19 protein-coding genes and 1 pseudogene are annotated in these 21,387 nt (G+C 42.5%); 14 read left to right on the plus strand and 6 right to left on the minus strand.

Going from position 1 to position 21,387, the window contains the following annotated elements:
* Positions 1 to 26: 26 nt before the first annotated feature.
* Positions 27 to 158 carry a hypothetical protein gene (locus ACM0OT_RS01675; protein ID WP_414562154.1) on the minus strand — a complete coding sequence of 44 codons (132 nt, stop codon included), beginning with the start codon at positions 156 to 158 and terminating at the stop codon, positions 27 to 29.
* Between the two features lie 363 nt (positions 159 to 521).
* Here ACM0OT_RS01675 and ACM0OT_RS01680 point away from each other — a divergent pair, with 363 nt between their 5' ends.
* The 5 genes and pseudogenes from ACM0OT_RS01680 to ACM0OT_RS01700 all read left to right on the plus strand — a co-directional run bounded on the left by ACM0OT_RS01680 (position 522) and on the right by ACM0OT_RS01700 (position 8,811).
* Positions 522 to 3,740 carry a glycoside hydrolase family 15 protein gene (locus ACM0OT_RS01680; RefSeq protein WP_414562247.1) on the plus strand — a complete coding sequence of 1,073 codons (3,219 nt, stop codon included), beginning with the start codon at positions 522 to 524 and terminating at the stop codon, positions 3,738 to 3,740.
* Positions 3,741 to 3,912: 172 nt separating this feature from the next.
* A pseudogene (locus ACM0OT_RS01685) lies at positions 3,913 to 4,161 on the plus strand (transposase); the annotation flags it as partial.
* 145 nt (positions 4,162 to 4,306) lie between these two features.
* Positions 4,307 to 5,269: a phosphate/phosphite/phosphonate ABC transporter substrate-binding protein gene (gene phnD, locus ACM0OT_RS01690; RefSeq protein ID WP_414562155.1), complete on the plus strand. Its 963-nt coding sequence runs from the start codon at positions 4,307 to 4,309 to the stop codon at positions 5,267 to 5,269.
* Entirely contained in the window at positions 5,266 to 7,479 is a 2,214-nt protein-coding gene (locus ACM0OT_RS01695) for an ATP-binding protein (protein ID WP_414562157.1), read from the plus strand. The genes phnD and ACM0OT_RS01695 overlap by 4 nt, the downstream gene beginning before the upstream one ends.
* 12 nt (positions 7,480 to 7,491) lie before the next feature.
* Positions 7,492 to 8,811 carry a sensor histidine kinase gene (locus ACM0OT_RS01700; protein ID WP_414562160.1) on the plus strand — a complete coding sequence of 440 codons (1,320 nt, stop codon included), beginning with the start codon at positions 7,492 to 7,494 and terminating at the stop codon, positions 8,809 to 8,811.
* 71 nt (positions 8,812 to 8,882) lie between these two features.
* Here ACM0OT_RS01700 and ACM0OT_RS01705 read toward each other — a convergent pair whose 3' ends face one another.
* Positions 8,883 to 10,118, minus strand: a complete 1,236-nt coding sequence (locus tag ACM0OT_RS01705; RefSeq protein WP_414562162.1) for a hypothetical protein — start codon at positions 10,116 to 10,118, stop codon at positions 8,883 to 8,885.
* A gap of 537 nt (positions 10,119 to 10,655) precedes the next feature.
* Complete coding sequence (locus tag ACM0OT_RS01710) at positions 10,656 to 10,937, minus strand: YkvA family protein (protein WP_414562164.1); 282 nt, start codon at positions 10,935 to 10,937, stop codon at positions 10,656 to 10,658.
* Between the two features lie 214 nt (positions 10,938 to 11,151).
* Here ACM0OT_RS01710 and ACM0OT_RS01715 point away from each other — a divergent pair, with 214 nt between their 5' ends.
* The 3 genes from ACM0OT_RS01715 to ACM0OT_RS01725 all read left to right on the plus strand — a co-directional run bounded on the left by ACM0OT_RS01715 (position 11,152) and on the right by ACM0OT_RS01725 (position 13,232).
* Positions 11,152 to 11,907 carry a MotA/TolQ/ExbB proton channel family protein gene (locus tag ACM0OT_RS01715; RefSeq protein ID WP_414562166.1) on the plus strand — a complete coding sequence of 252 codons (756 nt, stop codon included), beginning with the start codon at positions 11,152 to 11,154 and terminating at the stop codon, positions 11,905 to 11,907.
* Positions 11,908 to 12,036: 129 nt separating this feature from the next.
* Positions 12,037 to 12,669 carry an ExbD/TolR family protein gene (locus tag ACM0OT_RS01720; protein WP_414562168.1) on the plus strand — a complete coding sequence of 211 codons (633 nt, stop codon included), beginning with the start codon at positions 12,037 to 12,039 and terminating at the stop codon, positions 12,667 to 12,669.
* A 200-nt stretch (positions 12,670 to 12,869) separates the two neighbouring features.
* Positions 12,870 to 13,232: a phage holin family protein gene (locus ACM0OT_RS01725; RefSeq protein WP_414562170.1), complete on the plus strand. Its 363-nt coding sequence runs from the start codon at positions 12,870 to 12,872 to the stop codon at positions 13,230 to 13,232.
* 221 nt (positions 13,233 to 13,453) lie between these two features.
* On the opposite strand, the gene psb29 is transcribed toward ACM0OT_RS01725, so the two are convergent.
* A complete protein-coding gene (gene psb29 / locus ACM0OT_RS01730) occupies positions 13,454 to 14,161 on the minus strand; it encodes a photosystem II biogenesis protein Psp29 (protein WP_414562171.1) in 708 nt (235 codons plus the stop codon).
* A gap of 180 nt (positions 14,162 to 14,341) precedes the next feature.
* Between psb29 and ACM0OT_RS01735 the strand changes: the two genes are divergently transcribed.
* Complete coding sequence (locus ACM0OT_RS01735; RefSeq protein ID WP_414562173.1) at positions 14,342 to 14,938, plus strand: chromophore lyase CpcT/CpeT; 597 nt, start codon at positions 14,342 to 14,344, stop codon at positions 14,936 to 14,938.
* Between the two features lie 146 nt (positions 14,939 to 15,084).
* On the opposite strand, the gene ACM0OT_RS01740 is transcribed toward ACM0OT_RS01735, so the two are convergent.
* Together ACM0OT_RS01740 and hemF are read right to left on the minus strand one after the other, a co-directional pair.
* Positions 15,085 to 15,453: an STAS domain-containing protein gene (locus ACM0OT_RS01740; protein ID WP_414562249.1), complete on the minus strand. Its 369-nt coding sequence runs from the start codon at positions 15,451 to 15,453 to the stop codon at positions 15,085 to 15,087.
* A gap of 245 nt (positions 15,454 to 15,698) precedes the next feature.
* Positions 15,699 to 16,739 (minus strand): oxygen-dependent coproporphyrinogen oxidase, encoded by a 1,041-nt coding sequence (gene hemF / locus ACM0OT_RS01745; protein WP_414562175.1) that lies wholly within the window; start codon positions 16,737 to 16,739, stop codon positions 15,699 to 15,701.
* Between the two features lie 310 nt (positions 16,740 to 17,049).
* Between hemF and ACM0OT_RS01750 the strand changes: the two genes are divergently transcribed.
* The 5 genes from ACM0OT_RS01750 (at position 17,050) to ACM0OT_RS01770 (ending at position 21,254) form a co-directional block, all read left to right on the plus strand.
* Positions 17,050 to 17,574 carry an SRPBCC family protein gene (locus ACM0OT_RS01750; protein ID WP_414562177.1) on the plus strand — a complete coding sequence of 175 codons (525 nt, stop codon included), beginning with the start codon at positions 17,050 to 17,052 and terminating at the stop codon, positions 17,572 to 17,574.
* A gap of 153 nt (positions 17,575 to 17,727) precedes the next feature.
* Positions 17,728 to 18,798, plus strand: a complete 1,071-nt coding sequence (locus ACM0OT_RS01755) for an Mrp/NBP35 family ATP-binding protein (protein ID WP_414562179.1) — start codon at positions 17,728 to 17,730, stop codon at positions 18,796 to 18,798.
* A 123-nt stretch (positions 18,799 to 18,921) separates the two neighbouring features.
* On the plus strand, positions 18,922 to 20,238 hold the full coding sequence (rodA, locus tag ACM0OT_RS01760) for a rod shape-determining protein RodA (RefSeq protein WP_414562181.1): 1,317 nt from the start codon (positions 18,922 to 18,924) through the stop codon (positions 20,236 to 20,238).
* Positions 20,239 to 20,332: 94 nt separating this feature from the next.
* Entirely contained in the window at positions 20,333 to 20,530 is a 198-nt protein-coding gene (locus ACM0OT_RS01765) for an NAD(P)H dehydrogenase subunit NdhS (protein ID WP_414562251.1), read from the plus strand.
* A 67-nt stretch (positions 20,531 to 20,597) separates the two neighbouring features.
* Positions 20,598 to 21,254 (plus strand): HAS-barrel domain-containing protein, encoded by a 657-nt coding sequence (locus tag ACM0OT_RS01770; RefSeq protein WP_414562183.1) that lies wholly within the window; start codon positions 20,598 to 20,600, stop codon positions 21,252 to 21,254.
* Positions 21,255 to 21,387: the final 133 nt, after the last annotated feature.

Here is a 21,387-nt window from a genome sequence, read left to right on the forward strand (position 1 = left end):
GTTAACAGCTTTGAATGATAACTGATTTATCCTACGCGTCTCAAGGAACCATCAGCATATAGTTCCAATGGCACTAACTCTGTTTTACCATTCACTTTTACTTGAGAATAAACAACTTTAACTAACCGGGCATGATTTTCGTTGTAACGCAGAGACATAATTACACCTCTTTTTGAGAAGTTTCTTTGTGTACCCAACTTTGAAAACCTTGATTGTAATTAAATTTTGCTTATGCATTTTTTACTGTGCTTGTCAAGCATATTTTATATTTAACAGAGGGTTTCTAAAAATTGGTATAAATTCAGTTAAGTGTAAACAAGGATTTGCACAAATTTGGGGAATTAGTTATGGTTCATTGACAATTGCGTCACCAAAAGGCTACTAACGCGAGATAATAAGATTTTTCACGCTACCCGAATTTGTTACACCTTCGTTGATCAAGTATTCTGTTCTGGCTTGGCTGATATTATTCACTTCACAGCCACAGATTCTAATTTCGCAAGCTACCCCAAAATCAGATGATGAAAACAGTCACCGCATTGTCAAACCGACTGGATTACTACTACCAGCAAATTAAGACGATCATCCTCACGCGTCAAAATCCCATTACTGGTTTACTGCCTGCGAGTACGGCAATCACTGCCCACGGTGATTATACTGATGCTTGGGTACGAGACAATGTTTACAGCATTTTAGGAGTTTGGGGTTTAGCTCTGGCATACCGCAAAATTGATGAAGACAAGGGGCGTACTTACGAATTAGAACACAGCGTCATCAAGTTGATGCGGGGGTTGCTATTTGCCATGTTGCGTCAGTCCCATAAAGTGGAGCAATTTAAACACACACAATCGCCACTGGATGGGCTACACGCTAAATACAACACTGCAACTGCTGATATTGTGGTCGGCGATGACGAATGGGGACATTTGCAACTTGACGCCACATCTCTATTTTTACTGATGCTGGCCCAAATGACCGCATCTGGATTGCAAATTATTTATACGATTGATGAAGTAAATTTTGTCCAAAACTTGGTTTATTACATTGGACGCGCTTACCGCACACCAGATTTTGGGATTTGGGAACGGGGTAATAAAATTAATCATGGCAGTGCCGAGTTAAACGCCAGTTCAGTAGGCATGGCTAAAGCGGCCTTAGAAGCGATTAACGGACTAGATTTGTTTGGTGTCCGTGGTAGTCAAGCATCAGTAATTCATGTCCTACCCGATGAAATCGCCCGCGCCCGGCTTACTTTGGAATCTTTATTACCTAGAGAATCGGCTTCTAAAGAAATTGATGCGGCGCTGCTGAGTATTATTAGTTATCCTGCCTTTGCCATTGAAGATGTGCAATTACACGAGCGCACATTTAACGATATTATCAACAAACTCCAAGGTAAATACGGCTGCAAACGCTTCTTGCGCGATGGACACCAAACCGTTTTAGAAGATAGCCAACGCTTACACTACGAACCTTGGGAACTCAAGCAATTTGAGCATATTGAATGTGAATGGCCTTTATTTTTCACTTATTTATTTTTAGATGGGTTGTTTCGCGGTAATAGCCAGCAAGTTAAAGATTACCAAGAACGTTTACAGTCATTATTAGTAGAACGTGATGGTGTCGGTTTATTACCAGAACTTTATTACGTACCAGCCGAAAACGTAGAAGCCGAAAGGTTAGATCCCCAAAGTCAACCCCGATTACCTAATGAGAACATTCCTTTAGTTTGGGCGCAAAGTTTATATTTTCTCGGTCAACTGTTAAGTGAAGACTTACTGGCAGTTGGTGATATAGATCCCTTAGGCAGACATTTATGTATAGGTAAAAAACGCAAAGCTTTAGTCCAAATTGCCTTGCTAGCTGAGGATGAAGACTTACAAAGCAAACTAGAAGTTCACGGTATTGAAACCCAAACACCAAAACAAGTAGAACCAATTCAAGTCAGAAAAGCTGGAGAACTTTCAGCTATTTATACCCAAATTGGGCGTAATGATAAACTCGGTTTAACTGGTCGTCCGGTGCGGCGATTGCGGAGTTTGACTACATCGAGAATCTTTCGGATTCACAACGAAACCATTGTCTTTTTACCGTCATTTTTAGATGCTCAACAGTTTTATTTAACCCTTGATTATCACTTTCTTCTAGATCAAATTAGAAGTGAACTCGCTTACATTCAAACGTATTGGAGTGAGTTGGGGCGGCCTACCCTGACTTTGATGTTGACCCATACCATGTTGGAAATCGGTTCTGAAGCCTTACTAGAATTAATGCAGGAATTGAAAAGTGGTATATGTAACGGCGTGCAGGTGAAATTAGGACGATTAAATCAACTGATGCTAACAGCTGGGATGCAAAGGATTGATTTTCTCCAAGATGGAGATTTCTTCCAACCACCTGTCAAAGATGCCGGGCCTCGTTGCTATTACCTGGCTTACCATCCTGGAGAAAACTTACGCTTAGGAAATACCCAAGAATTCCAGATGGAATACGAAACTAACTTGGGATTATTACTTTCTTCTTTACGTGCCTCAGAAAATATTTACGAACAAATTGAATTATTACAAACTTTAATTCGTTTACAAGGATTAGAGTTTGATACAGGTTTTGGTGGACCACAGCAGCCTGTGACAGCAGCCGATTTACTTGATGAAGTCTACACCAAAGCCGGGGATTTAGGTTTTTGGGCAGTGGTACGGCGGGCGGCTGGATTGCGACAGATGGTTGATATTAGCTTGTCAGATACAGTCACCAGTATTTTGGTGCGGGGTAAGCAAATTGCTGTAGGTAAAGCTTACAGTCAAGCATCATTGATTGCTGTACCCATGCCCCACCGGGAAATTGTGGAAAAAATTAATCATTTTTGTCGTGAAGATATCCGCGATCGCGTCCTCACTCAAGAAATTATCATTTATCTGGGGGTGTTGATTAGATCAGAACCTGAACTGTTTCAAGGATTGTTAACTCTGCGAGTCGGCTATCTGATTTTGTTAATTACCAGTGAATTAGCCCAAGAGTTGCATGTCACCCAAGATGAAGCCTACGAACGCTTGATGGAATTGCCACCCTTTGAAGTGAAAATGCGCTTGCGTCAGGTGTTGACAGGTTATACAGGTGTGAGTAATTTGTTGCGCCAGCAGGAATCATTGCACGTCAAACAAAAAGAAAGCGATATTGCTTGGGTAGTGCTACCGACAAATGAAGAAGAAGAAAACACCGTTCCTCCAGGTGGCTGGCGGAGATTTCGCCAAGCAGAAGGAGCATTAAACCGTGTACCCAAGGACTTCTTCCAGCAAGTTTGGCTATTAATGCAACATTGTAAAGGTTTGGTCATTGGCGATAAACTAGAGCGCCGCAATCGTTTAGATAGCGAGTTGATTTTATCAGAGATGACCGCCGGCGAAAAGAATTTTGCTTTAAGAGTAGAGCATCTTTTAAATAAAATTCAAGCGCCAGAATACCGCCAAGTGAATATTGAAGCCTTAATGGAATTAGCCACCATTGTCGCTAACAACCCCAACCTGCAAATCGAAGAATACATAGTTTTAGATGTATTAATTGGTCACGCAGTCCGCTTGGCATGGCTAGAACAACATCAAGAAAGAGGCGATCGCTATGATGAGGATAAGGCTAATGCGTGGCGATCGTTTTATAATACCTCTCCTCAAGATTGTGTCAGTTACATTTTGAAGGCATTTAGATTCTTGACGGAATTTGTCAACGATAGTGTAGCCATCTGACACAGCAAAACCTTAAAAGTTAAGTAGGACGAAGTAAATAATTAAAGGTTTGTAGTGAGTTAGCGCGGTCTTGGGGAGCCAGTGCGGTCTTGGGGGTCTCCCCCATGAGCAACTGGCGTGGTTTCCCCCATGAGCGACTAACATACAGCCTTCGGCATCGGTCGGCATCACCCGTAGGGTAATGAAAAATCGTTTGGTCAAACTGATTGATAAAATTCTGTTACGCAAACGTGCTGTGATTGAGTCGGTAAATGATTATCTCAAAAATATATGTCAAATCGAACACTCTCGTCACCGTAGTCCATTTAACTTTTTGGTCAATTTGATGGCTGGTTTAGCCGCTTATACTTATTTACCTAAAAAACCTTCCATTGACACCTACCCAAAAGATTTGCCTGCTCTACCTCCTGCCATTTTTTAGTTCCATCGAACTCACGTTAATAATAATACGCATCTAATTAAATAAATTTACGTAGCTTGCAACTCCAAGATGATTTTTGGGAACTATTAATGATAATTGCATCAATGCCTATGCAGTAGTTACTTTAAAATTGAGCTTCAAAAACATGAGCAAACAGCTTCTTTTGCGGCAACCTGATCGCTTTTTTGGGCGAGTTATGAGCTTTATCCTACTGTTTTCAATTACGGCACTGGGAGTAAGTTGTACAGCAACCTCCTCTAATAATCCTGCTCAATCTACCGCAACAGCAACCAACAATTCTGAGGTGACTCAAGCCTTGAGTGTGGTGGTGATTCCGGCGCGAAGTTCTGAACAACAAGAACAGAAACTACAATCTCTGGCTACTTACCTCCAGCAAATCGTAAAACGTCCAGTTAACATTCAACTCGCTAAGAACTATGAGACTGCCGTAGATTTGCTAGTAACAGAAAAGGTGGAAATGGCTTATTTAGGAGCATTAACCTATATTCAGGCACACGATCGCAATCCCAACATCAAGCCGCTTGTGCTTCCCATCGAACAAATCACAGGACGACCCTGGTACACCAGTGTAATTATTGCCAACTCGGAGCGGGGAATAAATTCCTTTCAAGACTTGAAAGGTAAACGTTTCGCCTTTGTCAGCCCATCCTCTACTTCTGGATTCCTCATGCCGATGAATGCTTTGATGCAACAGGGTATTGATCCGACACAGGACTTTACGCGTATCCGCTATTCTGGCAGTCATGACAAAGCAGAGGCAGATTTGGCAGCAGGTGCGGTTGATGCGATCGCTACTGAAAAAGCCATCTTCGTACAAAGCCAAAAAAAAGGCAAACTCAAATCTGCCAATTACAAAATGATTTGGGAATCTGAACCGATTCCTACCACACCGATTGTCATCAATACAAAAAAGTTCTCACCAGAAGTCATCACCCAACTCCAGCGAGCCTTGATTGATGCTCCAGAGGGAATGGTGGACGTGAATGGCTCAAATTCTTACGGATACACTTTGGCAAAAAACACAGACTTTGAGCAAATTCGGCAAATTTACACCCGTCTAAAATCTGTAGTGGTGGCGGCTAAATGAAAATCCTGACTAAGTTTATTGGCTCGACGGCAATTTCTGTAGGATTAGTGATTTTTTTATTGTGGGGTAGTACGCTGCTGATCAAGCAAATTGAAAAATCAGTTGAAAGCAGCCGCGATCGCACCAATCAAGCCGTCGACAAAACCCAAGATCTCCAACTGGCATTAGAAGAACAAATCTCAGCACTGAAAAACTATTTACTGTTAAACCGTAGTACAGCAGACATAGTAGTTTACGAGCAAGCCGTGTCCAAGTTTTCCACACATTTGACTACACTCGAACAGCTAATGCCACAGGCAAAGCAAACTGATGTGGTGCGTCGCCGCCATCAGTTCTTAGTACGCTTGGTAGAGGGTCTGAAAAATCAAACAGAATCTTCTACCCTTCAGATACAGCAAGATGTGAAAGCGATTAACTCCTTCCAGGATGACATCAAGCTGTTCCTCCAAGCATTAGTGGAGGAAGTAGGGCAACAGGATGCTGACACCCGCCAAGCCGCCGGACAATTCAAACAAAACGCTGCCATTGCCACTTACGGGTTAATTGGTATAGTACTGTTGATTTTCATCGCGCAGTTTGCCTTGACACTGTTGCCAGTGATTCGTTCGATTCAAAAGCTCCAATTAGGAGCCTCAGAATTGGGTACTGGTGATTTAGACTATCGCCTAGATATCCATACTGGCGATGAAATTGAGCAATTGGCGCAGGAATTTAACCAGATGGCAGCGAGATTGTCAGAGTCATATGCTTCCCTAGAACAAAAACGAGCCACCGCCGATACCGCAAACCAAGCAAAAAGCGAGTTTTTGGCTAATATGAGCCATGAACTCCGTACCCCGCTCAATGGCATCCTGGGCTATGCTCAAATCCTCAACCGTTCCCAAAGTTGGGGAAAAAAAGAACGTAAAGGTGTTCATATTATCCATCAGTGCGGTTCTCATTTGCTGACGCTGATTAATGACATCCTTGATCTATCAAAAATTGAAGCCCGCAAATTGGAATTGCAACCCCAAGCGATTCATCTACCATCCTTATTGCAGGGGATTGCAGAGATAGTCAGGATTCGCGCAGAGCAAAAAGGTATTGATTTTGTCTATTTCCCCGATGCTAATTTACCAGAAGGCATTGCAGCCGATGATAAACGGTTGCGGCAGGTGTTAATTAATTTATTGGGAAATGCTGTTAAGTTTACCGAGCGAGGCAAGGTAACGTTTAAAGTTGAAGTTATTAATCAGGAAAACACACCAGTTACACGCTCTCAAATTCGGTTCCAAATCAGTGATAGTGGCATTGGTATGAGTCCAGAATCATTGTCCAAAATTTTCTTGCCTTTTGAACAAGTGGGCGATGCTAAACGCCACTCCGAAGGAACAGGATTAGGACTTGCTATCAGCCACAATATCATTACCTTGATGGATAGCCAAATTGAGGTGCAGAGTCAGTTAGGTATAGGCAGCACTTTTGCCTTTGAAGTAGATGTACCGTTAGCTGTGGAATGGCAACAGTCTGCCATGAATATGACTGGCCAGCAATTAGTTAAATATGAGGGGCGCAAGCAAACGATTTTAGTAGCAGATGACAAATGGGAAAATCGTTCAGTGATTGTCAATCTCCTCGAACCGCTAGGCTTTGTTGTTGTGGAAGCGGGAGACGGGCAGGATGGGTTAATTAAAGCGACTCAAGTCAAACCCGATTTAATTATTACCGATTTATTAATGCCTGTGATGGATGGGTATGAATTCCTCAAACAAATTAGGGAGTCTGAGACATTAAAGGCACTACCAGTAATTGTTTCTTCAGCATCAGTTTCGACAATGGATCAGCAAAAAAGTTTTGATGCTGGTGGCGATGATTTCTTAGTCAAACCCGTCCCAGCCGATGAACTATTTAAACTCTTACAAAAACATTTGCAAATCGAATGGGTTTATGAATCTACTACATCACCTCTTGAGCCATTAGTTTATTCACCAGAGACAAATACCCTATCGATGAAACTAATTCCCCCTAATTCAGAAGACTTAGCACAGTTACTGCAACTTGTCCAAGATGGAAGGTTGAAAAAACTAGCTGAAGTGGCTCTGATTTTGGAGCAGCATGATCAACGTTATGCTCCTTTTGTACAGCATATTTTAGCACTCACAGCTGATTTTCAAGTGGAAAAACTTGAAGTCTTTATCCAACAATTTATCCATGAATTAACTAATACATAAATAAGGTGGGGTATGAGAGATGTACAATTAGTTTTGGTGGTAGATGATACCCCTGCTAATCTAGCAGTAACTTCCGAAGCGCTGACTGATGCAGGCTTTGAAGTAGCGATCGCTAAAGATGGCGATCGCGCTATTAAACAAGCCGAACGCAATCTGCCCGATTTGATTTTGCTAGATATTATGATGCCCGGTATCGATGGGTTCGAGACGTGTCGTCGCCTGAAAGCCTCACCCATCACTCAAGATATTCCTGTTATCTTCATGACAGCCCTTTCAGACACCACTGATAAAGTTACTGGGTTTAATTTGGGTGCAGTTGATTATATCACCAAGCCATTTCAAGAGGCAGAACTGCTTGCCCGTGTCAAAACCCATTTAAAATTACGCCATTTGACTCAAACCCTTGAACAGCAAGTTACCGAGCGGACAGCTGAACTCACTACTGCGCTACAACAAATGCAACAGTCCCAGGTTCAGTTAGTGCAATCAGAAAAAATGGCAACTTTGGGACAACTGGTAGCAGGTGTTGCTCACGAAATTAACAATCCAGTCAATTTTATTCACGGCAATCTCAGTCATATCGAGGACTATGTGCAAACGCTTTTAGAATTTATTCAACTCTACCAGAAGCATTATTCTCAACCTGTACCAGAAATTCAAGCAAAATCAGAAGATGAGGATCTGGACTTTTTACAGGATGACTTGCTCAAAATCCTCGCTTCTGTAAAAATTGGGAGCGATCGCATCCGAGAAATTGTCAGAACTCTCCGCAATTTTTCCCGCACTGACGAAGCAGAGTTTAAAGCTGTTGATATTCATGAGGGAATCAATAGCACCCTGACGATTTTGCAACATCGCCTGAAAGCTACACCAGAACGTCCAGCAATTGAAATCATCAAAGATTACAGTGATTTACCTCAAGTGGAATGTTATCCTGGCCCCTTAAATCAGGTATTTATGAACATTTTAGTCAATGCGATTGATGCACTAGAGGATTCATTTCACAAAGCACAAACGACCTTTGATAAATTTACGATCACAATCCGCACCTCGGTAATTAATCATCAGTGGGTAGAAATAGCCATAGCTGATAATGGGACAGGGATTCCCGATCAAGTTAAACAACGCATATTTGACCCATTTTTTACTACCAAACCTGTAAATCAAGGTACAGGTTTTGGACTATCTATTAGCTATCAAATTATTACTGATAAGCATAATGGCAAGTTAGAGTGTTTTTCAACCCCCGGAGCAGGAGCAGAATTTGTAATTCAGATTCCTATTCAAGTCGTTCGAGTAGCATCCATTTCCGTCGAACTCACGTTAACATAGTTTGATTTTTTCTCGCCGACTTACTCACGTTCTACCCTTCTCCCGGTATTTATTTGGGAAGGGTATATTCTTCACAGCTTGATTCCTCCGGGTGCAGCAAGTGTGCAATTAACCGAGAATGTCGCTTTGTTCGATACTTCCTGATAAGTTTTGCCATCAGTACCCTTCCACTGCACCTGCATTACACCCCAGCCCTCGTTCTTTGAACCTGGTTTGCCGTCGAATTGGCGGCTCACTGTAGATGTCACAGTCTGTCCCTTCTTAGCACTCCAATTAAAGGTGTTAGATTTTTGTCCGTTCTCGTAGGTCAAAAAGCCGGTACCCGCTACGGTATGCTTCATTTGGATTGTTGCATCTAGCTTCACCGTGGTAGGACAAGCTGAAGTCACTACTTTTTGCGTAGGTGTGAGCGACAACTTCTGAACCGATGAACCATCAATTTGGTCTGGACGATCTACCGTCACGATGAAATTGCTACCTTGGCTAGTAATCTTAGTAACTTTCCCATCTTTCAGGAGACTGCTGATACCTGGCGAATTTCTCACAGCATCTGCTACCGCTTGCTTCATCTTAGGGTTATTGAAAGATTTAGTTACCTGACTTTCGATGGTTGGGGTCAGCTGTGTTTTGATTTTGCCTTCAATCCAGCCACAGATGCCCTTAAATGCCTGACACAGTTTGCTAGCGATTTTGAGGTCAGTTTTAAAGGTAGTGCTAGGAGAACCATAGGAAATCGAGCCATTATAGGCGACGGGATTCAGGGAAATTGAAAGAATTGAGTTGTCAAGGTGGATATCGCGTTCCATATCAAGGGAACACTCGCCCCATTTACCAGCTAGTCTGCGAACACACTTTGCTTTGATCTCTTCACCTTGACTTTCAAAATTGGCATTTACATTGATCCAGTTACCATTGACAGTGGCTTGAATAGAGCTTGTATTTAAATCGTTGACGTAATATTTGAGGTGCCGAATATTGTTAATTTCGTACTTATATTCAGGAATGGGAAGTGGCACCTTAGATCCAGTGGGCAATAATATATAACTTGCGTCCTTGTGCCAGGTTGTGCCGTTTTTCGGCCCGAAATTATGGAGATGGATTTTAGTTGAACTGAGGGCCCCATTAAAAGCGGTAGCAACAGCTGCTTTGGGAACGGTTATATTGACGGTTTCTGCTTGTGCGACTGAAGCGAGTAAAGGCATATGCCCAAACATTATGGCGGCGCTAGCAGCTACCATCAAAGACTTACGAGTTATTTGAGTGTACCCTTGAGACAAATGCAATGCGTTTGGAGTTTCAGTTTTCATGAGAGTATTCCTGTGAGTAAATTTACATCTTTGAGTAGATGCTTGTAAGTCAATAGCCAAAAAAAATCAAGGTCTAACAGATGTCCTTCATTTCCTTGGCTTATTGCTATGTACATTGGCTCTCATGAAAATATGCAGCCGTATCCTTCTAAACTAGTAAAAGGGTAAGCCTGCACATAGTTCCGGCACATGAAATAAAATCTCTCCAGTAAGTATAAATAATTGATATTATCTAATGCCGATGAAAATTTTATTCGTTTAGTAGCAACCACCAAATACACCAAATAATTAAACTAAGCCTGAGATGATTTCTCAAGCTTAGTTTAAGCATTCTCTAAAACCTATATTTATAATTATGTTAAGAAAATTTCAAAATTACGAAAAAAGGGTACTCAATCTTAATTAATGTGGGGAGTCTATTGTGGTTACTAGCATCTTCATCCCCGCAACTGCGCCAAGTATCCCAATGGTCGCATTAGATGATTTTTAGCCAGGCCGAACATCGACTCCGCTCAACAAACTGCGGTGTTGAAACTCCTACTTCATCGATACCGCATCCACATCAACCGTCTCAGTGCTAACATCAGGAGAACTCTTGCGAGTTTTTAAACTGGCGATCGCTAGCCCAGATAACTCAGAAACTAACAAGGAGAAAATTACTACATCGTCAATTTGTCCGACAATAGGAAAAACATCGGGAATAATGTCAATAGGACTGAGAATGTAAACTAGTGTTCCTAAAATTACCCACCAACGATAAGTGGGATTACGAAGTAAATTACGATACCACGTATATAGTGATTGGATTGAGAAATTCATTTTTTGATCCTCCAGTTATTTTTTATTTTGACAAATTATGCTGATAAATCCCGGTGGGAATAACCGTCCCAAATAGTATGGAAGACGCTACTCATGATCTGTCGCCAATACCTACTCTGCGATTCTGCACAGAAATATGCTAATTGTGCATTAATCTTTAGAATTAAAATGCTTGGGGATAGTTGCTATGGAAATGGAGGAGGAAATTTAACCAGTGGATATTTTAGATTTATTTGAAAAGGGCGGGCCCGCAATGTGGCCTTTGCTTGTGCTGTCAATTCTGTCTTTAAGTGTAATTTTTGAGCGTTTGTGGTTCTGGCTACGAATCATGACTCAAGAAAAGGAAATAGTCAATCGCGTTCTTCATGCGGCTCGTGATAGTTGGGAAGTTGCGGCGGATATTGCCAGAAACGCCAGCCATCAGCCTGTGGGGCGATTCCTTTATGCGCCTTTAAGCGTACCAAAACGTGATCCGGAAACCTTTCGACTAGCTTTAGAGTCCACCGCCGAAGATGAATTAGCGGGAATGCGTCGGGGGGAAAAACTTTTAGAAGCGGTGATAGCCCTTTCACCACTGTTAGGTTTGCTAGGTACAGTTTTGGGTTTGATTCAGTCCTTGCGTTCCATTCGCATTGGGGATTTGGGAACTGAATCTACCGCCGGTGTAACAACTGGTATTGGTGAATCCTTAATCAGTACCGCCGCGGGATTAATAGTTGCCATTGTGAGTTTGGTCTTCTACCGCTTATTTCAAAGTTTTGTCGTTGACCAAGTGAAAATTTTCCGCAAAGCGGGAAATGAAATGGAATTGTTATATCGTGAGTCTCCATCTGACGGTAGCAGAAGTACATCCATAATTGTGGGCGAATCTTTACGAGAAAGTCCCAATCTCCGCAAACGAGGCAAAAACCAGTTTCCTAGACCTCCTGAACCCCCGGCTACATCTGACACATTAGATCCTGAACCATAAGTCAATTAATTTGGGATTTTAGATTTACCTCAGCGTAGCGTCAGCAGTGCAGCGGGTGTTTTAAATTGAAAATGAAAAAATCTGTTAATCCAAAATTGAGTAATCCCCAATCGGCGTAAGCGTGAGACGATGAAAGTTAATTTACATACTCCAGTTGAAGACGCACAGATTCAAATTATTCCCTTAATTGATGTCGTTTTTTGCATCTTGACATTTTTTTTGCTGGCAGCTTTGCAATTTACTCGACAACAAGCCATCAATATTGATTTGCCCCAAGCTAGTACCAGTACAGTCCCTGGGGTCACTTCCCAAAGTGCTACTCAAATTGTCACTATTGATGCGGTCGGCAATACTTACATAGAAAAACAGCTTGTCAGACGAGAACAATTGGCTCAAGGATTAAGCCAATATCTCCAAGCTAATCCCAATGGCATTTTGGTGCTAAATGCTTCACGCACAGCCACCTACAATGATGTGATTGAGGTATTAGACTTGATGCGGCAAGTGGGAGGCGATCGCGTATCCTTGGGAATTATCCCCGGCCCATCTCAAATTCCCACAGACTCACCTAATCTGCCTTTACCCATTAATCCTGGGGGAGTACCTGCACCAGTTCCCGGCATGAATGATTTTAACCCCAACGTGCCCTTTGACCCCAATCAACTACCACCCGGTCAAGGTATCGCTCCAGGAATTCCTCCTGTACCCAACGACTTTGCACCTCAAGCGCCGCCTGTAACACCTGAAACAGCTAATCCCTAACTTGCAAGGTAAATTAGATGCACAAGGGGAGAGGATAAATCCCCTTGTCTTCGCATCTAAACCTAAAGATATCCGGAATAAATAACAGCTAGAGTACTAATCTCTGCTAATTTATAAATAATTGGTTAAGCTTCAAAGATTTTTATCGATAAGCTTAGGGATTTACCGCCAATCACCATTCGCGTTTCAAGGGTTGTGGCATGAATATTGTGACGCTGTTAATAGTTTGGGTAGTAACATCTATCAGCTTATTGATTATTAGTAAGCTGCCTATAGGAGTTGAAGTAGACACCCCAGGAAAAGCCTTTTTTTCTGCGGCCATTCTCGGTATTGTCACAGCAGTAATCAGACCGATTTTACGCCTGATATTTGCAGTACCAAACTTGTTGACTTTCAACTTACTATCTGGCATTTTCACATTTATGATTGCCGTAGTTTGTTTTAGTATTGCAGCTTGGTTAGTAGAGGGGTTTCGTTTACGTTTTGGCATCTGGAGTGCTGTGCTTGGGGCTTTTGCACTCACTATCGTCAACAGCCTAATCTACAGATTATTAGGAGTTTAAATAATTACTAATAGCAGCCCAAGGCACGCTACGCGGTAAGCAAAGCTATGCCCGCTAGGGCTGTACGTAATTCGTAATTAATCAAGAATTCTAATTTTTAGTTTCTTGAGGGATGAAATAAAATTTGTTCCTAGAATTAATCCCCTCAATTTATGAGGGGAAAGGTTACGAATTACGGATTATAAATTACGAATTATATCGATTACTTTTGTAGTAATTCATTATTCGTTAGTTGTGGGCGGAGTAGCTGGGGTAGTTGCTTGTTGTTGACGCTGTTCGCGTTTTTTCCGATCAGCGGAAAGCATATCTGCCATTACTATGAGTGCTTGAGCCATTTTCTCTAAATTAGCACTGTATAGTTCCAAATCCTTACTGAGTTTTTCTTCAGATAAATTTAAGCCATTGGCAATGGTTTTCAACGCTTCTAGGCGTTGCTTTTCATCCTTGACTAATTCGGGATCTGACTGTTCCAATAAAGAAAATAAACCCACTGCAAACAAGCGGCTGTATTTAAAGTGCGGATTATTAGCGATCGCCTGCAACTGTGCTTGTAAGTCAGCATCTCGATCTAAATGATTGGTTTGGCTTAACCACGCAATTAAATCATTGACTGGCAAATCTTTAGCTAAGGCTTGCAACCGTTCAGCATCCTGTCGGTAGCGTTGCGGTTCTTGCTCTACACCTTGACACAGGGCATGAAAAATTGATTCTTGATCCCGTTGTGGTTCATAGCCTTGCATGAAGCGGTCAAAGGTGGTGACGACACCCAAGGCATAAATTGGATTATAGGCAAAATCGTTATTTACTGATAGTAGATGCATTTCTACCATCAATTCTTCCACCACCCGACGATAAATCGTGTTGATGGGCCGGGTGTGCAGCGAATAAAAAGTTCGCTTTGTATCAGAGACAGTACGGACGTTATTCACAAAGAAAATGTTAAGAATGTTAAGGGAGATGTGATCTTATTTTCTCGCTTAAAGGCTACTTTGCCAAGTTCAGGTTTCCGAACATTAACTTCAGCAAGTATGTGGCATGAGGGGTCTGACCCCTCTTTACGAAAGATTTAAATAAAAATTATCCTAAAACGTGAATATGCATCACAATTTATGAGTTTTTCTCCAAAATTAGTTGCCCTAGGTGAGTATCTAGCTGGTGAGTTTAATAATCAAGAACAAGCTTTGGCAGATCCAGCCTGGTATGTTCATCTGCGTCTTTGGCAAAGACCAGTTGATTTATTTACAGCAGACAGTATCACCTTGTTTGCCGAGCAAGCTAATATTGTCAACTTAGATCGTCCTTATCGGCAACGAGTTATGCGTTTGAGGCCTGGTAGCTCTACTGATGCACCCTTAGAGATACAATACTATATGTTTAAAGATCCAAGTGTTTTCATTGGTGCAGGGCTTCATCCTGATTTACTCCAAACATTAACACCGGATCAATTAGATTTATTACCAGGCTGCATCCTCACAGTTACCCAAACAAAACTCACCCCCACTAGCTATAAATTTGCTGCCTATCAACCTCCAGATACTTGTTGCAGCTTTACGTATCAAAATCAAAGCATACAAGTTTCTCTAGGGTTTGCAGCCACATCAACAGAATTTCATAGCTACGATAAGGGAATTGATTCGGATACTGGAAAAGCAACCTGGGGAGCAATTTTAGGCCCGTATCGCTACACCAAGGTAAAACAGTACTAGTGGCATAATACAGCTAATCTTGTGCATCAATATACAGCACATTGCAAGTAAATGAAGTACACAGTTAATTTGATAAATCTTGTAGGGTGGGCATCTTGCCCGCCCTTGTGTACCTTACTCATTTTAAATACGCTGTAAAAGCAGCTTTAACTAGCCATGCTACGAGGGACACCTTCTAACGCTTCCTCCTCGGTTTCAAAGATTTCAAATACTGTGTCCATCATCGTTACTTCAAATACAAGTTTTGCTTCTGGATGTACATTACAGATGCGGAAACTGCCTTTAACTTTATCAGCATCACGCATCCCCGCCACCAAAGACGTAAGACCAGAACTATCGATAAAATTTACCTGACCGAGATTCACGACTACATGGCTACTAAGTTTGGAGATACACTCTTGTAACTTCAAGCGAAATTGCCAAGCTGTGGTGATGTCTAGACGACCTGCGGGTGTTAAGACAATCACAGTATTGCCGTCTTGGGTTGTATAAGTTGCCTGTTCTATCTGAATCACTAAGCCTCCCCGTGACACTAATCTAAATTGAGTTTGGGATTGGTGAGCCAAAAAACTCGTTTTGGAAGTAATTTTTACTTTCACATCACCGGAAAAATTACCAGCGATCGCGTAAGTTACTTGACTCACCAGTCACACAATTATCCAGTACTGACACTTGAGCTTAACAAGCTACATCAGTAAAAGTCACTTCTTCAAGTGCTTACTTTAGTAGTTTAACTCACCAAAACAATGCTGAGTACCTTTTAAGTACTGGGTGTCCAGTTGACCCAATCTTGGGGCTTTAGGAAAATTTCATACAACTCGGCTTCTGGCGTATTTGGTTCTGGTTGATACCCGTATTCCCACCTAACTAAAGGTGGTAAAGACATGAGAATAGATTCTGTACGACCGTTGGTTTGCAGGCCAAAAATAGTACCTCGGTCATAAACCAAGTTAAATTCTACATATCTCCCTCGACGGTAAAGTTGGAAATTGCGTTGGCGATCGCCATATTCCATTCCCTGTCGCCGTTTGACAATAGGCACGTAGGCGGGTAAAAATGCTTGACCACAATCTTGCACCAACGCAAACAAATCTTCCCAACTACGGGTATCTGGTGCGCCCACTTGGTTGCTATAACTAGCAGCCTCGCCATTGGGGTCAGGGCCGCGATATAACAGACCCTGGCCATCTTGGTAATCGAGAAACAAACCACCAACACCCCTAGTCTCGCCTCGATGCTTCAGGTAAAAATATTCATCACACCAGCGCTTAAACACTGGGTAATAATCTGGGTGATGTTTGTCGCAAGTTTGCTTGAATGTTTTGTGAAAATGCGCCGCATCTTCAGCAAAGGGGTAATAGGGCGTTAAATCAGCACCACCGCCAAACCACCATACAGGGCCAGCTTCAAAATAGCGGTAATTCAGATGCACTGTAGGCACATAAGGATTACGTGGGTGTAATACCAAAGAAGTACCAGTAGCATAAAAACCGTGTCCGGCGGCTTCTGGGCGCTGGGCTAAAATTGAGGGTGGCAGATGAGAACCCCAAACTTCAGAAAAATTAACACCTGCTTGTTCAAATATTGCCCCATCACGCAGCACCCGCGATCTCCCGCCACCTCCTTCTGGACGTTCCCAACTATCTTCCTGAAACTTACCCACACCATCGAGTTCTGTTAACCCTTGGGTAATTTCATCTTGTAGTTGTTTCATAAACCGACTGATCCTCGTCTGAGAGTCATTACCAGGCAAAGACTTTGATGATGCTTCTACAGTCGGTGTTTGCGAGTTAGTCAACATAGATTCCCGGACCTAAATTACAATTTTCAAAAAGCCACAAATTTGCCATTTTATCCATTTGTGGGCAATATGAGCCGATAATTTGGCTTAATCTGCCCAATCTGCTTTTCTCTTACTTATTGAGGATTTACACAATTACTGGGCATAACTAAAGTTATTTTCCCTCAAATGCGTATAGGCTTGTATATTGACTGAGTTTTTTTTGTACTTCTTGATGGAAACATTCTGGTGACATTACCAGACTCTGGTTAACTAGTCTACAAGCACTACCAGAGTTACCAGCAAGTGCGTAGCTAGGAGGATTAGGCAAATGCGAGGTTGGTTATCCAAATTCATCCACCGCAAGCGTCGTCGATTTTGTGCTTCTTTGGTACGGACGTATCGAGAAATTAGTTCGGCTTCTGTAGATGAATTATGGCTCAAGGTGGTTGACTTAACAGATGTTTCCTGGCATCCACTGCTCAAAAGTACCAACGTACCCTACGGATTAGTACCTAAACCCGGATTAATTTACCAAGCGGTCACACGCTTTTCACCGATACCCATCCGCATTTTTGTGGAGCGTGTTAATCCTAACGAAATGTTAAGTATCCGGATATTAGCAATTCCCGGAGTTGAAGAACGAGTTACCTACAAAGTAGAGTCTACAGTTTGTGGTACCTGTTTATCTTATTCGGTCACCCTAAGGGGTTGGTTATCTCCTTTAATTTGGTCATTATCGCGCCCATATGCAGATCGTGTCGCGCGTTCCCTAGTTGATGCTGTAGAAAAGGCTGCGTTACCAGGGGTATCAGGTAAGAAAAAATCCCTCAACAATAGTTGTTTTGATTTTTAGAACAGAGGCAATAGGGAAGATTTTGGTCATAGTCAGAAGTATATCCCCCTGCCCCCTGCCTCTTCTCCCTAATCCCCAAAGAAAGTTAAGATCCTAAATAGAACATAATAAAATTTTCTTAAATTTTGTTACTGCGGTAACAGTGAACACAATATGTACGATGTCCTCGATGCCCGCTCTGTCTTAGAAGTGTTGCGACCAGTGCAAGACCCAGAACTCCGCAAGAGTTTGGTAGAACTGAATATGATTCGCAACGTCAAAATTGATCAAGGTAAGGTGAACTTTACTTTGGTCTTGACTACACCTGCTTGTCCTTTACGTGAATTTATTGTTGAAGATTGTGAAAAAGCTGTTAAAAAGCTACCTGGCGTTACAGAGGTAAGCATAGAAGTGACAGCGGAAACACCACAGCAAAAAAGCTTGCCCGATCGCAGTGGCATTACTGGGGTAAAAAATATTCTGGCTGTTTCCAGTGGTAAGGGGGGTGTAGGTAAAAGTACGGTGGCAGTGAATGTAGCCGTAGCTTTAGCTAAAACTGGGGCGAAAGTCGGATTACTGGATGCCGATATTTATGGGCCCAATGATCCCACCATGCTGGGTCTAGCTGATGCTCAAATTGTGGTGCGTTCCACAGAACAAGGTGAAGTTTTAGAACCTGCCTTTAATCATGGTGTCAAATTAGTCTCAATGGGCTTTTTGATTGACCGAGATCAGCCAGTAATTTGGCGGGGGCCCATGCTCAATGGTGTGATTCGCCAGTTTCTTTATCAGGTGGACTGGGGAGAGCTAGATTATTTAATTGTTGATATGCCACCGGGAACAGGCGATGCTCAGTTAACTTTAACTCAGGCAGTACCCATGTCTGGGGCAGTAATTGTGACTACACCGCAAACAGTAGCATTGTTAGATTCACGTAAGGGACTGAAAATGTTCCAGCAACTGAACGTACCTGTTTTGGGAATAGTAGAAAATATGAGTTACTTTATTCCCCCGGATATGCCAGATAAACAGTATGACATCTTTGGTTCTGGTGGTGGTTCCAAGACGGCATCAGAGTTGGATGTACCTTTACTCGGTTGTATCCCACTGGAAATTGCTACGAGATTTGGCGGTGATAACGGTGTGCCTATAGTTGTGGCTGATCCCGATTCAGCTTCGGCAAAAGCACTAACTGCCATCGCTCTCAACATCGCAGGTAAGGTATCAGTTGCTGCCCTGACATAATAAATTTTTAATTTTTGTCTGATTCCTAGGCCATAACCTAGGAATACAGATTATTAATATAGTCAAGCTATAGTCATTAAATTTAACCTCAAATAGCTAAAGTCTAAAATTACACGTTACACAATGTTATTAAAACGTTCAGTCCCCAAAAGTCGCAGGCAGTATTGGTTCAAGCCCTGGCAACAAATTGATTGGCTACTATTTTTTCTGACTTTTGGTGTCAGTATGTTTGGTGGCCTGATGATTTTGAGTACGGAACTCACACAACCGATTGCTGACTGGTGGTGGCACTGGTTAATGGCTGGTATTGGCGTTGTCCTCGCATTGCTTGTAGCCCGTATTCCTTATGAAAACTTGATTCAGTGGCATTGGGTCACATACGCACTGACCAACCTCAGCCTCATTGCTGTGATGATCATTGGTACTAGCGCCAAAGGCGCACAGCGATGGATTACTATTGGTAGCTTTAATGTGCAACCATCAGAATTTGCCAAAGTGGGCATAATTATCACCTTGGCGGCCGTCTTACACAAACGCACAGCTTCCACCCTGCCAAATGTGTTTCGCGCGTTGGCTGTTACGGCTCTTCCTTGGGCATTGATCTTTTTACAACCAGATTTGGCCACATCCTTGGTATTTGGTGCCATCGTCTTAGGAATGCTGTACTGGGCAAATGCTAATCCAGGCTGGCTCATCTTGATGATTTCACCAGTAATTTCTGCCATTCTCTTTAGTATTAATTGGCCCTTATCAGCACCGATAGTTTTATTTGACGAACTATCTTTTGGAGTTTTAGGGTTAGTTTGGATAGTTGCTATGGGGATTATTGGTTGGTTAACTCTCCCTGGGCGGAAATTTGCCCTGAATGGTATTGGTGCATCGGCTCTTAACCTTTTAGGTGGCGAATTAGGAGTTTTTGCCTGGAACCATATATTGAGAGATTATCAAAAAGACCGCCTCACGGTATTTCTCAAACCGGGATACGATATCTTGGGTGTTGGCTATCACCAGCATCAGTCTCGTATCGCCATTGGTGCTGGGGAAATTTGGGGATGGGGTTTGTTTAAAGGCCCGATGACCCAACTAAATTTTGTGCCTGAACAGCATACAGACTTCATTTTCTCCGCCGTGGGCGAAGAATTTGGTTTTGTTGGTTGTTTGGTCGTGCTATTGAGCTTCTGCTTGATTTGCTTTCGTTTGTTGCGAATAGCTCAAACTGCTAAAGATAACTTTGGCTCATTGTTGGCCATCGGTGTGTTATCAATGATCGTGTTTCAGTTACTTGTGAATGTAGGGATGACAGTTGGTTTAGCCCCTGTAGCTGGTATTCCCCTGCCTTGGATGAGTTACGGTCGTTCAGCCATGCTGACTAATTTCCTGGCGTTAGGAATAGTAGAATCGGTAGCAAATTTTCGGCAACGACGAAAATACTATTATTGAGTCAAAGCTAAAGCGGTAAAGAACCCTAGACTTTTGACTAGGGACTAATGATAAGTATTAAGCTATTAACAGTAAACCAGTGAGGCTAAACATGATGATTCTGCCTGGAGCAACAGTTCGCGTCAAGAATCCCGCAGATACCTATTACCGCTACGAAGGACTTGTACAACGCGTGAGCGATGGCAAGGTAGCTGTATTATTTGAAGGCGGTAACTGGGATAAATTAATTACCTTTCGCCTGTCAGAGTTGGAAGCTGTAGAACTGACAGCAGGACGCAAAAAAGGAAAATAGATTAGTCATCAGTCATGAGTATCAAGACTAATGACTAAGAACTAGTGACCCAGAACTCATAACTACGATGCGCCTACCTTTACCACAGTTTGCCACAGGCGATCGCCACCCTAACCACATTGCGGAGGTGATCGAGACTACTTCTACGGAATTTTTGGCCCAGTGCTTGGAACCGGAAGACTTGAGTTTTCCCCCCATGCCACCTTTTGGTAGTTGGGTCTGTTCTGTCGATGAAGAGTCAGGCAATCAAATTTATGCTGTGGTGTATTATGCTACGACTATGCCCATAGATTCTGTACACCGGGCCGTGGCTTTGGGATTGTCATTACAAGATTTACGCGAAGAACAACCCCAAATATTTGCCATGCTCAAAACGGAATTTCGGGCTGCCATCGTGGGATTTGAGCAACCGTCCCATACTCTAGGCTATAACCAAGGAATATATCAGTATCTACCACCCCGTCCACCGCAAATCCATCAGGCTGTTTATCGATGTGAACCAGAGGCAATCATCAAATTCACTGAGGGATTAGATTTTTTGCGGACACTACTTTCTGTAAATGGTGCGCCAGTGGAGTCATTAGCCGCAGCAGCTATCCGTAATGTCTACCAGTTACGCCAAACTGACCGACAATGGCTCATTCAAGCTGGACGCACCCTCAGCTTATTGTTGAAAGACGACTACGATCGCTTGCGGTTTATATTGAGTCAAATCCATCCTTAGGTAGTTAGTTCTTGCACAATTACCTAGGTAGTGTAAATACAGCTTTTGAATTTTTTGTCAGGGTGGCTTTTATTTTTTATTGTTCGTGGTTTAGTTGATTGCCTCCAAGGTAATCACAGCTTCACCGTCGCCC

It is taken from the genome of Anabaena sp. CCY 9613 (assembly GCF_963920895.1).
Classification (GTDB): domain Bacteria; phylum Cyanobacteriota; class Cyanobacteriia; order Cyanobacteriales; family Nostocaceae; genus Cyanocohniella.

Excerpts from the sequence above, each read along its gene's own strand:
- ACM0OT_RS01675 (WP_414562154.1), bottom strand. The coding sequence starts at position 158 with ATGTCTCTGCGTTACAACGAAAATCATGCCCGGTTAGTTAAAGTTGTT.
- ACM0OT_RS01680 (WP_414562247.1), top strand. The coding sequence starts at position 522 with ATGAAAACAGTCACCGCATTGTCAAACCGACTGGATTACTACTACCAG.
- phnD (WP_414562155.1), top strand. The coding sequence starts at position 4,307 with ATGAGCAAACAGCTTCTTTTGCGGCAACCTGATCGCTTTTTTGGGCGA.
- ACM0OT_RS01695 (WP_414562157.1), top strand. The coding sequence starts at position 5,266 with ATGAAAATCCTGACTAAGTTTATTGGCTCGACGGCAATTTCTGTAGGA.
- ACM0OT_RS01700 (WP_414562160.1), top strand. The coding sequence starts at position 7,492 with ATGAGAGATGTACAATTAGTTTTGGTGGTAGATGATACCCCTGCTAAT.
- ACM0OT_RS01705 (WP_414562162.1), bottom strand. The coding sequence starts at position 10,118 with ATGAAAACTGAAACTCCAAACGCATTGCATTTGTCTCAAGGGTACACT.
- ACM0OT_RS01710 (WP_414562164.1), bottom strand. The coding sequence starts at position 10,937 with ATGAATTTCTCAATCCAATCACTATATACGTGGTATCGTAATTTACTT.
- ACM0OT_RS01720 (WP_414562168.1), top strand. The coding sequence starts at position 12,037 with ATGAAAGTTAATTTACATACTCCAGTTGAAGACGCACAGATTCAAATT.
- ACM0OT_RS01725 (WP_414562170.1), top strand. The coding sequence starts at position 12,870 with ATGAATATTGTGACGCTGTTAATAGTTTGGGTAGTAACATCTATCAGC.
- ACM0OT_RS01735 (WP_414562173.1), top strand. The coding sequence starts at position 14,342 with ATGAGTTTTTCTCCAAAATTAGTTGCCCTAGGTGAGTATCTAGCTGGT.
- hemF (WP_414562175.1), bottom strand. The coding sequence starts at position 16,739 with ATGTTGACTAACTCGCAAACACCGACTGTAGAAGCATCATCAAAGTCT.
- ACM0OT_RS01750 (WP_414562177.1), top strand. The coding sequence starts at position 17,050 with ATGCGAGGTTGGTTATCCAAATTCATCCACCGCAAGCGTCGTCGATTT.
- ACM0OT_RS01755 (WP_414562179.1), top strand. The coding sequence starts at position 17,728 with ATGTACGATGTCCTCGATGCCCGCTCTGTCTTAGAAGTGTTGCGACCA.
- rodA (WP_414562181.1), top strand. The coding sequence starts at position 18,922 with ATGTTATTAAAACGTTCAGTCCCCAAAAGTCGCAGGCAGTATTGGTTC.
- ACM0OT_RS01765 (WP_414562251.1), top strand. The coding sequence starts at position 20,333 with ATGATTCTGCCTGGAGCAACAGTTCGCGTCAAGAATCCCGCAGATACC.
- ACM0OT_RS01770 (WP_414562183.1), top strand. The coding sequence starts at position 20,598 with ATGCGCCTACCTTTACCACAGTTTGCCACAGGCGATCGCCACCCTAAC.